The sequence below is a fragment of the Kangiella sp. genome (assembly GCF_048265365.1).
Taxonomy (GTDB): domain Bacteria; phylum Pseudomonadota; class Gammaproteobacteria; order Enterobacterales; family Kangiellaceae; genus Kangiella.
This window is the reverse complement of the sequence record NZ_JBLXBT010000001.1, coordinates 410,695-424,761: the sequence shown is the minus strand read 5'-3', so window position 1 is coordinate 424,761 and position 14,067 is coordinate 410,695. Positions and strand designations below refer to the sequence as shown.

14 protein-coding genes are annotated in these 14,067 nt (G+C 45.5%); 5 read left to right on the top strand and 9 right to left on the bottom strand.

All coding sequences use genetic code 11. The features are described 5' to 3' along the window. Nucleotides 1-43 precede the first annotated feature (43 nt). From ACN0VI_RS01985 to ACN0VI_RS01945, 9 genes are all read right to left on the bottom strand, one after another. Nucleotides 44-931 carry an AEC family transporter gene (locus ACN0VI_RS01985; protein WP_417445589.1) on the bottom strand — a complete coding sequence of 296 codons (888 nt, stop codon included), beginning with the start codon at nucleotides 929-931 and terminating at the stop codon, nucleotides 44-46. Between the two features lie 15 nt (nucleotides 932-946). After that, nucleotides 947-1,945: a porphobilinogen synthase gene (gene hemB / locus ACN0VI_RS01980; protein ID WP_331889804.1), complete on the bottom strand. Its 999-nt coding sequence runs from the start codon at nucleotides 1,943-1,945 to the stop codon at nucleotides 947-949. 20 nt (nucleotides 1,946-1,965) lie between these two features. After that, nucleotides 1,966-2,892, bottom strand: a complete 927-nt coding sequence (gene hemF / locus ACN0VI_RS01975) for an oxygen-dependent coproporphyrinogen oxidase (protein ID WP_417445588.1) — start codon at nucleotides 2,890-2,892, stop codon at nucleotides 1,966-1,968. Between the two features lie 9 nt (nucleotides 2,893-2,901). Next, nucleotides 2,902-3,465, bottom strand: coding sequence for an L-threonylcarbamoyladenylate synthase (locus ACN0VI_RS01970; RefSeq protein ID WP_417445587.1), 564 nt, complete (start codon nucleotides 3,463-3,465; stop codon nucleotides 2,902-2,904). 36 nt (nucleotides 3,466-3,501) lie between these two features. Then, nucleotides 3,502-4,008, bottom strand: a complete 507-nt coding sequence (gene purE, locus ACN0VI_RS01965; RefSeq protein WP_331889850.1) for a 5-(carboxyamino)imidazole ribonucleotide mutase — start codon at nucleotides 4,006-4,008, stop codon at nucleotides 3,502-3,504. A 118-nt stretch (nucleotides 4,009-4,126) separates the two neighbouring features. Further along, entirely contained in the window at nucleotides 4,127-4,987 is an 861-nt protein-coding gene (locus tag ACN0VI_RS01960; RefSeq protein ID WP_417445586.1) for a TlpA family protein disulfide reductase, read from the bottom strand. A 214-nt stretch (nucleotides 4,988-5,201) separates the two neighbouring features. Next, nucleotides 5,202-5,681, bottom strand: coding sequence for a DUF494 family protein (locus ACN0VI_RS01955; protein ID WP_417445585.1), 480 nt, complete (start codon nucleotides 5,679-5,681; stop codon nucleotides 5,202-5,204). Between the two features lie 85 nt (nucleotides 5,682-5,766). Beyond that, nucleotides 5,767-6,858 (bottom strand): DNA-processing protein DprA, encoded by a 1,092-nt coding sequence (gene dprA, locus ACN0VI_RS01950; protein ID WP_417445584.1) that lies wholly within the window; start codon nucleotides 6,856-6,858, stop codon nucleotides 5,767-5,769. Between the two features lie 66 nt (nucleotides 6,859-6,924). After that, the gene (locus ACN0VI_RS01945; RefSeq protein ID WP_331891369.1) at nucleotides 6,925-7,962 is read right to left on the bottom strand and encodes a LysM domain-containing protein; all 1,038 of its coding nucleotides are present in this window, start codon (nucleotides 7,960-7,962) and stop codon (nucleotides 6,925-6,927) included. 293 nt (nucleotides 7,963-8,255) lie between these two features. On the opposite strand from ACN0VI_RS01945, the gene def reads away from it, so the two are divergent. The 5 genes from def to ACN0VI_RS01920 all read left to right on the top strand — a co-directional run bounded on the left by def (nucleotide 8,256) and on the right by ACN0VI_RS01920 (nucleotide 14,050). Then, entirely contained in the window at nucleotides 8,256-8,759 is a 504-nt protein-coding gene (gene def, locus ACN0VI_RS01940) for a peptide deformylase (protein WP_331891397.1), read from the top strand. Nucleotides 8,760-8,767: 8 nt separating this feature from the next. Continuing rightward, nucleotides 8,768-9,727 carry a methionyl-tRNA formyltransferase gene (gene fmt, locus ACN0VI_RS01935; RefSeq protein ID WP_417445583.1) on the top strand — a complete coding sequence of 320 codons (960 nt, stop codon included), beginning with the start codon at nucleotides 8,768-8,770 and terminating at the stop codon, nucleotides 9,725-9,727. A gap of 69 nt (nucleotides 9,728-9,796) precedes the next feature. Continuing rightward, nucleotides 9,797-11,128: a 16S rRNA (cytosine(967)-C(5))-methyltransferase RsmB gene (gene rsmB / locus ACN0VI_RS01930; protein ID WP_417445582.1), complete on the top strand. Its 1,332-nt coding sequence runs from the start codon at nucleotides 9,797-9,799 to the stop codon at nucleotides 11,126-11,128. A gap of 85 nt (nucleotides 11,129-11,213) precedes the next feature. Further along, nucleotides 11,214-12,587: a Trk system potassium transporter TrkA gene (gene trkA, locus ACN0VI_RS01925; protein WP_331891372.1), complete on the top strand. Its 1,374-nt coding sequence runs from the start codon at nucleotides 11,214-11,216 to the stop codon at nucleotides 12,585-12,587. Nucleotides 12,588-12,601: 14 nt separating this feature from the next. Then, on the top strand, nucleotides 12,602-14,050 hold the full coding sequence (locus ACN0VI_RS01920; protein WP_331891373.1) for a TrkH family potassium uptake protein: 1,449 nt from the start codon (nucleotides 12,602-12,604) through the stop codon (nucleotides 14,048-14,050). Nucleotides 14,051-14,067 lie beyond the last annotated feature (17 nt).

Here is a 14,067-nt window from a genome sequence, read left to right as displayed (position 1 = left end):
AGAAAGTGCTTCCCACCATCATACAAAAGGTTCCAGGCCGGCACTAGCTTTGCACTAGCCAAATGGTAACCGGTATACAAACCATCGAAAGAAGAGTCGAAATGGCAATGGTGCTGTGTGCAATCTGTTTGTCTGGCTCAACTGCTTCAACAAATGGCATGACACTGATCCCAGTTGGACAGGCGGCCAGAATCACCAGCGATATTAACACCACCTCATCAAGCTCCATCACCCAACGCCCGAAACTATAGACCACCACTGGCAGAACAATTATTTTTATCGTCGTAATTAATGCTGTCTTTTGCAGTAAATCTGATTTTATTTTACCCATTTGTGCCAGCGAGCTACCCAAAATAATCAAAGCCAAGGGCAGGGCAGCCTCAGACACCATTTCCAAAGGCGTCATCAGCTGTTTGGGTAACTCAATGCCGCTGTAATTAAAGGCCAGTCCGAGTAATAACCCAATGATTACTGGATTGCTGAACAGATTCATACTGGCTTTGAACTTAGAAGGGGTGACATTAACCTTTGTCGAGAAAAGGTAAAACGCACTAAACAGGATTAGACTATGCGCTGAGATTACCGCAAGGGTTATGCTTAAACCTTGCTCACCGGCCACCGATAAAATAACCGGAATGCCCACTAATACGTTATTAGAAAAGGTCGAAGTCAAAGCCATGCGGTGATTCAATAACAAGGCAACCGCAACGAAAACTACCAGTACTGGAATAAAATAGGCAATCAAGGTTTGGCCAACATCCTGCAAACCACTGCGGTAAACACTGACAAACAGAAAGATCGGAACAAAAACCCTGAAGACCAGCTTTGATAATTCAGGAAAGAAGCCATCGCTGACATAGCCTGACTTTACCAGAAGGACGCCAATAATCACCACCAGGGCGATGGGAATAATGGCGTCCAGAATGAGCATCTAAGGATTACCTTTTTATTTAGCTAAATAACGGCAAATATCTTTGGCGAAATAGGTCAGAACCCCATCACAACCTGCTCGCTTGAAGCTCATCATGGCTTCCATCACTATCTGCTCTTCATCCAGCCAACCATTGGCAGCGGCAGCTTTGATCATGGCGTATTCACCACTGACCTGATAGGCATAAGTCGGAACCTTAAACTCGTCTTTAACCCGACGAACAATATCCAGATAGGGCATACCCGGTTTAACCATGACCATATCTGCACCTTCTTCGATATCCAGCGCCACTTCATGCAGAGCCTCATCAGAATTGGCAGGATCCATCTGATAGGTTTTCTTGTCCGCTTTGCCCAATGCACCGGCTGAACCGACCGCATCGCGGAAAGGTCCATAGAAGCTGGAAGCATATTTAGCGGCGTACGATAAAATCATGGTATTCACATAGTCGGAAGCTTCTAAAGCTTCACGGATCGCGCCAACCCGCCCATCCATCATATCCGAAGGCGCAACCACATCCGCGCCAGCCATTGCATGACTCAATGCCTGTTTGACCAAAACCTCTTTGGTGATGTCATTGAGGATATAACCCTTGTCATCAATGATACCGTCTTGCCCATGAGAGGTATAAGGATCGAGCGCCACATCGGTAATCACGCCTAATTGCGGAAACTTCGCTTTAATCGCTTTCACTGTGGTCTGTACCAGCCCTTCGGGATTAAAAGCTTCTTCCGCATCAAGCGATTTTTTCGAAGCGTCAATCACTGGGAACAATGCAATCGCAGGGATTCCTAAATCAACAATTTCCTGGCATTCCGCTAATAAATAATCCAGAGTTTTACGCTCAACGCCAGGCATCGAAGCTACCGATTCTTTTTTATTCTCACCTTCGAGCACAAACACCGGATAGATTAAATCTTTGGCCGAAATACTGTTCTCTCGCACTAAATCACGACTGAAAGCATTCGCTCTAGTACGGCGCAAACGACGACTGGGGAAAAATCCGCTATTCATATCTTTACCTATCCTCAACCTTATTGGTTCAACCAATCTTGTGGTTTTAAGTAATATTCGGTTAGCTCTGCTTCGCGACTGCCGGCTTGTGGCTGCCAGTTATAACGCCAGCGCACTTCGCTTGGCAATGACATTAAAATTGACTCTGTGCGACCGCCGGTTTGCAGCCCAAACAAGGTGCCGCGATCCCAGACCAGGTTAAACTCCACATAACGGCCACGACGATACAGCTGAAAATCTCGTTCCTCTTCAGTGTAAGGCTTATCTTTGTTTTTTGCCAAAATCGGCCGATAGGCTTTGATGTAGTGATCGCCCACTGAACGCATAAAGGCAAAGCATTGTTCAAAATCCCAGCCAGTTTGTTCAGTATTTAGATCATCAAAAAACAGACCGCCAATACCGCGGTGCTCATCACGATGCTTTAGATAAAAATAGTCATCGCACCATTTTTTATACTTATCATAAACGTTTTCACCAAAGGGATCGCAGGCTGCTTTCGCTTGCTGATGCCAGAAGACGCAATCTTCTTTATTGGCATAGTAGGGCGTTAAATCAAAGCCCCCACCAAACCACCAAATCGGTTCTTCACCTGTTTTTTCTGCGATAAAAAAACGCACATTCATGTGTGAAGTTGGTACATGCGGATTGTTGGGATGAATGACTAATGACACCCCCATTGCTTTGAAGCTGCGTCCTGCTAACTCGGGTCTGTGGGCAGTCGCTGAGGCAGGCATGTTAGTACCTTCCACATAAGAATAATTAACGCCGCCTTTTTCAATAACAGCGCCATTTTCCATAACACGGGTCAGGCCGCCACCACCTTGTTCTCTTTGCCACTCGTCGACAATAAAGTCTTTTCCGCTGTCTTCTTCGGCCAGTTGCTGACAAATATTTTGCTGTAAATCCAGCAAGTAGTGTTGGACTTCTTCAATATTGATATTTTGCATGTAAGACTCTTATGCTCTTAGAACTTCTCGGGTTTGCGCGTCAATGATGGATGAGGGTCGCGTATGGCCGCCAGTCGGGCCAACAATAATCAAGTCCAGCTCACTACCCATCTGGCAACGCACCTGTTCAGCTTTTGTCATCTCTGGTTGCCCCGCACGATTAGCGCTGGTCGAAACCAACGCACTGTTTGCCGCATCACATAGCGCTTTAACATAAGGATTGGTGCTTAAGCGCACCGCTATTTTCTCATGTTCACCACGAAGTAATGGTGAAACCTCAGCGTTAACGGGCAATAACCAGGTAACGGGGCGTTTATGCTGCTCATTAAAACAGTTGATTAGAGTTAGTCCTTCTTCGCTTAAATAAGGCTTAATTTGTTCAACGGTGGAAGCGACCAGAATCAATCCTTTTTGCCAGGGCCGACGCTTAATCTCGAGAATTCTTTGAATTGCCTGTTCGGCTTTTGGATGACAACCAAGGCCATATACTGCCTCAGTGGGATAAGCGATTACGCCGCCCTGCTGAATACGCTGAGCGGCATAATGCATTTTGAAGGGATTGATATAGGCCAACGTTTGTCCTAATCATCGATCATCAAGAATGATCAATTAACCTTTCAGTTTTTCTTGTAAAGCTGCATCTTTAGCAACAACGGCTTCCATGTTGGCAACACGGTCGTCAGCAACAGCTTTAGCAACTTTATCGTCAATCAATGCCATGATTTGCGCCGCAAGATAGGCTGCATTTTTAGCACCGGCAGATCCAATGGCAACGGTAGCAACCGGAACACCACCAGGCATCATAACGGTTGATAACAGTGCATCATGACCTTGCAGTGGGCCTGCGTCGATAGGCACACCAATTACTGGCTTAACGGTTAAGCCAGCAACGGCACCTGCCAGGTGAGCGGCAAGGCCTGCCGCGCAGATAAAGACTTTACAGCCTCTCTCTTCGGCACTTTTCACATACTCGTGCGTCTGAGCTGGGGTGCGGTGTGCTGAAGTTACCTTCATTTCAACTTTAACACCTAAGTTTTTCAAGGTGTCATACGTTTTTTGCATGGTCGGTAAGTCAGAATCCGAACCCATTAAAATCGCTACAAAAGCATCAGACATGATAAACCTCTAAGTTATGTGGTCTGGTGAATGGAAAGCTGTGCGAATTTTACCGATTTGCGCCTGATTTGTGTAGGTTTTTTGGCCAAAGATACGACGATCTTGCCTTGTTAGGCGTTTAATTCGCGCTTTGTTGCTCTTTATCGATCAATTTCTTCAGTTTTGCTTTCAAACTCGCTTTCGATAACTCACCCAAATGCGCATCCACTAACCGACCCTGGGCATCGAGGAAAAGAGTAGTCGGCAAAGCTCTACTACCAACCTGATAACCCAGACTTCCGGTTGTGTCAGCCATGATATTATCCAGCTGTAAGGTTTCCTGCTGTAAATATTGCTCAATTACTGCTGAGTGCTCACCCTGATTGACAAACACAAAACCAATACCATCCATTGTTTGCTGGGCCTCTTCTAAAACGGGCATTTCTCGGTGACAGGGTGGGCACCAGGTTGCCCATAGATTAATCACTCGAGGCTTACCCTGTTCTACCTGATTCAGATCAATCGTATCGCCATTCATTTGCTTGACCATAATTTTCGGTAGCTGTTGAGAAGTATCTTTGATTGCCCATAGACTCACAGTGGTTATGCCCCAAACCATCGCTCCGGCCATAACACCTTTAATTAAAGCTTTACGCCCTTTGCTTTGCTTCCAGGCAAACCCCATAAGCGCAATCAGTCCAATAACCATAGCTGTCAGCCCATCAAAGCCACCATCGCGAATATCCATCATTGCCCAAAAGTTGCCCTGGTACTCCTGCCAATACTGGATCACAAAACTAATCCTCGACGCTATCATTGCTATGATGAATATTGCTGCAATGCGCGCATCAACTGACGTTTCCTCTTTTTTAGCCGCAAAATAACCGACCACAAATGCGATTGCCAGACAGATCACTACTAAAAAGCGATCAAAGGGTAAACTGATAGGGCCTATCGACAGTGATATCATGGATTTATATAGCGTTGTCAGGGTTAGCATTATTGTACGAAATTTCTGTCCTGAAGTGAGTCATCAGGCTGTAAAGATAGGGTAAAACAGGCTTGTTTACTGTAATAGTGAAAGTCTTTATCGGACTATTTTTTTTAACTAAGAAGTATTTACGGTAGCTCTAGCTACCTTAATGGATGTGGTACGGCTTATTGCCGCTTGTGGCGTAGCCCGAGGCTCAAATCAGTCTCGCAATCGAGACTAATTAATGAGGCTCAGATCTACTTTCCAGATTTTCTACCCAAGCAAACTCGGCATCTCGGTCCTGTAAATTAAACAGCACCATCATCACTACCCAGCGCAGGCGATCCAGTTCAGTTTCAACGTCTTCTTGAGGCCCCAACGCCAACATACGATCTATCACCATTTCACGGGCCTGTGGATCTAAAATCCCACGTTGCTCGAAGTATAAGATCATGCCTTGGGCTTCTGCTGACATTAATAACTGTTCCTGCGGCGAAAAGACGCGCATGGAATCAGTCACTAAATCTTCAGCATTGCTGGACTCAGACGTGATTTCAACCAAACCATCAAGCCAGTCTATAGCCCCTTTGATTTCACCGTCGGTAAAACCAACGTCTTCAAGGGCTTCAACGAGTGAATCATTGGCGAGAATATGATTGCTTTCTTCGTCTTGGAAGTTTTCAAAGATATAGAGTAGTACATCGAGTACGTCTTCTTTCATTTAGCTCTCTTCTGTGGTTACTGGCAAGGCCAGGTTAAAAAGCAAGAGTAAAGCTAGATATACTACATTGTCGCTGTACAGGTGCTTAACGGACGCGCTGATAACCACCAGGCACACTAGCTATGTAGTTATTCAATTCTAACAACAATAACATATGGCTGACTACCTCTATTTCAAGGCCGCTGCGCTTAATAATGGTATCCACACTAGTGGTGCTGTCATCCACATAGTCCAGCACTTCCTGATATTCCTTTTCTAGAACAAGGTCTTGCGCTTCAGCCTGCTCATTATGCTCGGTTTGCCAAGCTGCCAGCGCACCCAATTCTTCAATGATTTCTTCGCCGGTTTCCACCAGCTTGGCACCCTGTTTGATAATGCTGTGACAACCCCGAGCCAAGGTATTATGAATCGAGCCCGGAATGGCAAACACTTCTCGACCTTGCTCCATGGCCAGCCGCGCAGTGATTAATGATCCGCTGCGGATTGCGGCTTCAACCACCAATGTGCCTAAGCTCATGCCACAGATAATTCTATTACGGACCGGGAAATTACTGGCGTTAACCGGCGTGCCTAAAGCAAACTCTGAGACCAAGGCCCCTTGCTCGCTAATTTGTACCGCCATCTCTTTATGCCGAGCAGGATAGACTCGATCAAGGCCCGTTCCCACCACCGCAATAGTCGGCTGGCCAACATCTAACGCTGCCTGATGGGCAAACCCATCAACCCCCAATGCCATACCACTGGTGACCACAGCTCCAGCACCCGCTAAGATCTTAGCGAACTCGCGCGTATTATCTTTACCTTGCGCGGTAGGGTTTCGACTGCCCACAATCGCAATCTGGTGGCGATTCAATAAGCTTTTATCTCCATGCACAAACAATAGTTTTGGTGGATCTGGAATTTCTCTAAGTAGAGCAGGGTAATCACGGCTAGTAATGGGAATCAGGTTTTTATGATCAGAGTCGAACCACTCCAGATCTTGATCGATTATGTCGTCCGTTACTGAAGCCAGTTTTTTTGCCAAACCGGCACGAAAGCCCTGTTCCTGTAATGCTTGTTCAGATAGCTCGAACAGACGATCAATAGAATGACCAGCCTCAAGATAAGCTAATAATTTATTGGCACCAATATTAATACGAGAAAGCGCCAACCAGTGGCGCAATTCGGCTTGTTCCATAATGTTAAACACCTTCCTTGGTGGTAAAGGGTCTGTTGACCTTTGTGGTTCGTTTTTGCAGTTTATTTAGTAAGGGTTTTTTGCAACATCTAATATATGAATAGGGCGTGTTGCCTTCATAATTAATGCTAAGCTGACTTTGTCATAAGTTTTAAAGATCATTAATGTTCCCGCATGTTCTTCAGGTAATGTAACCTCAGCATCTTCGCCTCGCTCTTCTGCGATTTCATCATGAATCTTTTTGCCACGCTGATAAACACTCAATACATGGCCAGGCTCTAAACCATCGCGTGTACCTTTGTTTAAAGTCACAACATTGTATTGGCCAATCTGACTAACGCCGTCATAAACCGAAATAATCTGCGCTTTAACATCGGTATCAGGAGCACGTGGTGCATAAACCGGTGGTAATGGATTTTCATTGCGAGGAAGCGCAACGTCACCTTTCAAAACTTCTAGCTTAGACTTTTTAACAGTCAAGGTTGAAGGATCGCCTTCACGGCTAATATTACCATTTGCCAGATAGCGTGCTTCAACGCCTAATAATTCATCTGTTTCTGGATCACGGTATTCCTTACCTTTACGGTATAAGCCATAGGCAGAGCCTGTGCCAGAATTTAAACCTCTGATATAAACGCGATCACCAAAACCGCCACTGATCAGTCTTTCTTCTTCTAAGCCAACAACGTAAGGAGCAGCGTCGAATACAGAAGAATCAACAACCATTTCATCAATTAGGTAAGGTTTGATCATGCTTAGAGGAATGGTCGTGATAGCATCGCCTTCCGAAAGAACGCGTGCTTCGGGACGTAGTTTAATGGTGCCATCGCTGGCCTTGACTATATAAGGCTTACCATCGATATAAACCAGTTTCAGTATATCGCCAGGATAAATTAAGTGAGGATTCTCAACCTTAGGATTAACATGCCAGATTTCCGGCCATAACCATGGATCGGTCAGGAAAGTCGCCGAAATATCCCATAAGGTATCACCCTTTTGGACAACGTAAGTGTCTGGATGATTGTCACGCAACTCGGCCGTGTGCGCGATCCCCCCAAATAAGACCGCTACCGAGGCAGTCAAAGCAATTATTAATTTTTTCATGGCTTTCCTTTGTAATTAACTGATATCGGATCCTATTGCGCTTACTATACCTCGAAAAAAAGCAATAGGAAATAGCCAAAACCCGACCTTCCAGCGTGCCCACAGGCCTTATCTAACAAGGTCAAAGTCTAAAAGGATCATCATCTTATCAACATTTCTTATCATATTACTACAACTTAATCACAGTCTAATCATAATTTTAAGGACTATCACATTGATTTACTCTTTAAAATGGTCTTTGTCGCCGTTATTTATTATGATCGGATTCCCTTATGACACAGATTAATGGATCCATGGCTATTTTAGAGATTTTAGAGTTTCCTGACCCACGCTTACGCACCAAAGCCAAGCCGGTTACTGACTTTGGTGATGAGCTGCAACAGCAAATCGACAGCATGTTTGAAACCATGTATGCCGCGCCAGGTATTGGTTTGGCGGCTACTCAGGTTAATATTCATAAGCAATTTTTTGTTATCGATGTTTCTGATGATAAAACCGAGCCGTTGATTTTTATCAACCCTGAAATCGTTGAAAAGCGTGGCGTGGAAGAAATGGAAGAGGGCTGTTTATCGTTCCCGGGCGTTTACGCCAAGGTTCAGCGCGCCAACGAAATCGTGGTTAAAGCTCTCGATCGTCATGGCAAACCATTTGAATTGGACACTGGCGAATTGCTGGCAGTGTGCATTCAACACGAGAATGATCATATTGAAGGCAAACTTTTCGTTGACTATCTTTCGCCATTAAAGCGTAATCGTATTCGTAAAATGCTGGAAAAACAGCAAAAACAACAACAGTAAGCACTTATATGCCAAATTCTCTTAAAGTCATCTTTGCCGGTACACCAGACTTCGCGGCCAGCTCTCTAGCGGCGGTTTTAGAAAGCCAGCACCAAGTAGTGGCGGTCTATACTCAACCCGATCGCAAAGCAGGTCGTGGTAAGAAAATCAGTATGAGCCCGGTCAAACAATTGGCTTTAAAACATGACATTGCGGTTGAGCAGCCTGTTAATTTCAAAACCGCAGAAGCATTAAATCAACTCGCCGACTATAAGGCCGATGTGATGATCGTTGTTGCTTATGGTCTTTTGCTGCCACAAGCGGTACTCGATACGCCCAGGCTTGGCTGTATCAATGTTCATGCATCACTACTACCACGCTGGCGTGGCGCAGCTCCTATTCAACGCGCCATTCAGGCCGGCGATACCGAAAGCGGTATCACCATCATGCAAATGGAAGCAGGTCTAGATACTGGCCCAATGCTATTAACCGCTTCTTTACCCATTACCGATCAGGACACAGGTTCAAGCCTGCATGACAAATTAGCTGAGCAAGGTGCGCAACTGTTGGTCGAAGCCTTGGATAAACTTTCTGATAATCAATTAAACCCCACTGTGCAAGATGACAGCCTGGCCACTTATGCTCACAAACTGAGCAAGGCGGAAGCTCAACTGGACTGGAAATTTAGTGCGCAAGAACTTGAGCGCACCATTCGCGCCTTTAATAGCTGGCCAGTTGCCTATAGCCTTCTTGCTGAAGCAACGGTCAGAGTTTGGCAGGCCTATGTAATTGAATCTAACTCCAACTCACAGCCGGGCACCATTTTACAGGCAAATAGTGACGGCATCCTGGTCGCCTGCGGCGAAGGTTCTTTATTGCTCACCGAGCTACAACTACCAGGATCTCGGGCCATGGCAGTTAAAGATCTGCTCAATGCCCCAAAAAATCAGCAATTATTTGCGCCCGGCCGCCAATTTGCTAGTCTGTAGTAAGTTCTTTCCCATATCCTTAGGTTAGACATCACCCTTATTATGGAATCACTTTGTTAAGGACATATCGTGCAGCCAATAGCCAATAAGCAAACAGTGACCAATCAACAGCTTCGCCAACAAGCCTGTCTGGCATTACATGCGATTGCCTTTGAAGGTCGTTCAGCGAATGATGTTCTTAGTCATATAGAATTTACGCAAGCTCAGGATGGCAGTTTCCTCCGGGCAATGGTGTTAGGCAGTTGCCGCTACTTCATTCGCCTCGAGGCAATCGCTCAGTCATTGCTGCAAAAACCTTTTAAACCTAAAGATCGCGATCTACTGTGCCTGATCATCATTGGCCTGTATCAACTACAATACAGTCGCGTGCCGGATCACGCCGCTATTTCCGAGACCGTATCCGTCTGTCAGCAACTTAATAAAGACTGGGCGACCAAACTGGTCAATGGCGTTTTGCGGAGTTTTGTGCGCCAACAAGCTGAGCTTGTTAAGCAGATGGAGGTTAATTGGGATACCCGCTTCGCCTTGCCTGACTGGCTTATTTCTTTGCTAAAACCTTATTACAAAGGACAGATGGAATCGCTGATGGAAGTAATTAACCAGCAAGCTCCGATGACATTACGCGTCAACCGCCAAAAAGTCGGTCGCGATCAGTATTTGGAACTCCTTCTTGAGCAAGGCTTGCCTGCTAGCACACACCCCATTGCGGCCAATGCTTTAGTATTAGAACACCCAGTTAATGTTGAACAACTACCACACTTTGCTGATGGCTATGTGTCAGTGCAGGATGCTGCCGCGCAATTAGCTGCCAGCATTTTATTACCCGAACCCCACAGTCGAGTTTTAGACGCTTGCGCTGCACCGGGCGGCAAAAGCTGCCACTTATTAGAGTTATGCGAATCCATCGAGCTAACGGCCTGTGATATTGATCATGAACGGTGCCAGCGTATCTCTGAGAATCTGCTGCGATTGGACTTATCTGCCAAAGTGGATTGCCAGGATTTAACTGACAGCAATTATCCTGATAATCATTTTGATGCCATTTTGCTCGACGCGCCCTGTAGCGCCACCGGTGTTATCCGCCGCCACCCCGATATTAAATTATTACGCCAAGCCAGCGACATTGAACAGCTGGTTCAACTGCAACAACAGATTCTTGAACACCTGTGGGGGAAACTTAAGCCAGGTGGTGGCCTGCTGTATGCCACCTGCTCTATTTTGCCACAGGAAAATGAGCAGCAAATTAGCCAATTCCTCGAGCGTCAAAATGATGCGCAACTGGTATCTCTCAGCGATGAGATTCAAAGCTTGTCGCACTCAACCATCGGTTGCCAGCTGACTCCAGGCCAACTGTCGATGGATGGCTTTTATTATGCGCTACTGGGAAAAGCCAATAATTGAGTAAAAAACCCTTTAGATCAGATGCTTATAGCGTTAGCATAGGCAAAGTTAAGCGAATAATAAGGCAAGGATCTTAATTGTCGTTATGAAAATAATCATTCTCGGAGCCGGTCAGGTTGGCACAACGTTAGCGCTTAACCTCGAAGGCGAGGATAACGACATCACGCTGATCGATACTGATAGCAAGCGTTTGCGCGATATCCAGGATCACCTGGATCTTCGAACTATTGTCGGTCATGGCGCTTATCCCGATGTACTCTATAACGCAGGCATCGAAGATGCGGACATGTTAGTTGCTGTAACCAACAGCGATGAAGTTAACATGATCGCTTGCCAAATAGCCCACAGCCTTTATCAAACTCCCACTAAAATCGCTCGAATTCGCTCACCTAACTACCACAACAAAGACATCATCTTTAAAGATAATCACATTCCTGTGGATGTAGTCATCAGTCCAGAAAAACTGGTTACTCAATACATTACCCGTCTGATTGAAAATCCCGGCGCCTTCCAGGTGCTTGATTTTGCCGAGGGTAAGGTGCGTCTGGTAGCGGTTCGTGCTTATTATGGCGGTCCACTGGTAGGTAACGCTTTATCAGAATTAAAGCATCATTTACCCAATGTTGACTCCCGTGTTGCAGCTATTTTCCGTCGCGGCGCGCCAATCGTTCCTACCGGTCACACCATTATCGAAGCAGATGATGAAGTCTTTTTCCTGGCTGCTAAAAAACATATTCGGTCAGTGATGAGCGAGTTACAACGATTGGAAAAAAATTATACCCGCGTCATGATTGCCGGTGGTGGTAACATTGGTCAAGGTCTGGCCAAAGCTTTAGAAAGCAAAATGCAGGTTAAGATCATTGAGCGCAACCCAGAACGAGCCCAAGAATTAGCCGATGTGTTACATGATACTTTGGTATTACAGGGCGACGTATCCGATGAGGATATGCTCAAAGATGAAAATATTGGTGACTTTGATCTGTTTATTGCCGTTACCAACGATGATGAAGCCAATATCATGTCAGCTTTACTGGCGAAAAAGCTTGGGGTTCGTAAAACCATGGTGCTGATCAATCGCACCGCTTACGTAGACTTGATTCAAGGTCATCAAATTGATATCGCTATTTCACCGCAACAGGTTACAATCGGCAGCCTCTTGAAACATATTCGTCGCGGTCTAGTGTCTAATGTGTATTCATTACGCCGTGGCGCGGCGGAGGCCATCGAAGCGGTCGCCAAAGGCAATGAACAAAGTTCTTTAGTCGTAGGACGTACCATTGGTGAACTGCCTTTACCACCCGGGACATCAATCGGCGCCATTGTTCGGGATGACCAGGTTTTGATTGCTCACGAAAATATTATCATTCGCGAAAATGACCATGTGGTGCTTTTTATGGTGGATAAAGCTTACATTCACGATGTAGAGCGATTGTTCCAAGTCAATGTTACTTACTTCTAGCCAGGCCTAACCGCATGCAATACGCAACCATCATCCGCATACTTGGCATTTTGCTGATGATTTTCAGTATTACCATGTTACCACCAGCCGTCGTTTCCGTAATCTACGAAGATGGAGGAGGAAGTGCTTTTATTAGCACCTTCCTACTATCTCTTTTCACTGGCTTGATTTTATTTTGGCCTAAAAGAAAGGCAAAAGCTGAATTAAAAATCCGTGATGGTTTCCTAATCGTTGTACTATTCTGGACTGTACTGAGTACTTTTGGTGCTGTTCCTTTTATGCTGGCGCAAGCTTTGCCAGTTAGTCTGGCTGATGCGGTTTTTGAATCCTTCTCCGGCTTAACCACCACTGGTGCAACTGTTATTACTGGCTTAGATGATCTGCCACACTCGATCCTTTTTTATCGCCAACAACTCCAATGGCTTGGTGGTATGGGTATTATCGTTCTAGCAGTTGCTATTTTGCCCTTGCTCGGTATTGGTGGCATGCAGCTATACAGAGCCGAAATGCCCGGCCCCATGAAAGATAATAAACTGACGCCTCGAATTGCGGGTACGGCGAAAGCTCTTTGGTATATTTATCTGGGCATGACAATTGCATGTGCTCTAGCCTATTGGATGGCAGGCATGACCACCTTTGATGCAATTGCACACAGTTTTTCTACGGTCGCTATCGGCGGTTTTTCTACACATGATGCCAGTATTGGTTACTTTGATAGCAATGCGATTGAATTGATTTGTGCTTTCTTCATGTTCATTGCCGGCATCAATTTTGCCTTACACTTTATTTCTGTTCGAACACTCACTATTGCCCCTTATCTCAAAGATCCAGAATTTAAAGGTTATCTCGCCATCCTGTGTGTCGTTATTCTTTGTTGCACCTCAGTACTACTTTACTACCAGGAATATCCATTCACTGATGCGCTAGTTAAAAGTATTTTCCACTCAGTCTCTATTGCAACTACTTCTGGATTTGCCAGCGCCGATTTCGCCGCCTGGCCAACATTACTTCCAGTGCTACTGATTTTTGCCAGCTTTATTGGTGCCAGCGCGGGTTCTACCGGTGGCGGCATGAAGGTTATTCGAGTACTGCTCCTGTTCAAACAGGGAATGCGTGAAATTAAACGTTTGATCCACCCTAATGGAATCTTTCTTATTAAGCTTGGCAAAGCGTCTGTTAATGATAGAGTTGTACAGGCAGTTTGGGGATTTTTTGCAACTTACGTCGTATTATTCGTACTACTGATGCTTATTCTTTTAGCAGATGGCCTTGATCAAATTACCGCTTTCTCTGCTGTAGCTGCCTGCATGAATAACCTTGGCCCAGGTCTTGGTGATGTGGCAGTGAATTACAGCGGTTTAAGTGATTTAGCAAAATACGTATTAAGCTTCGCCATGCTACTAGGGCGTCTTGAGATCTTTACTCTATTGGTCCTTTTCACACCTTATTTCTGGCGTCGATAATTTCTTACCATTACGAA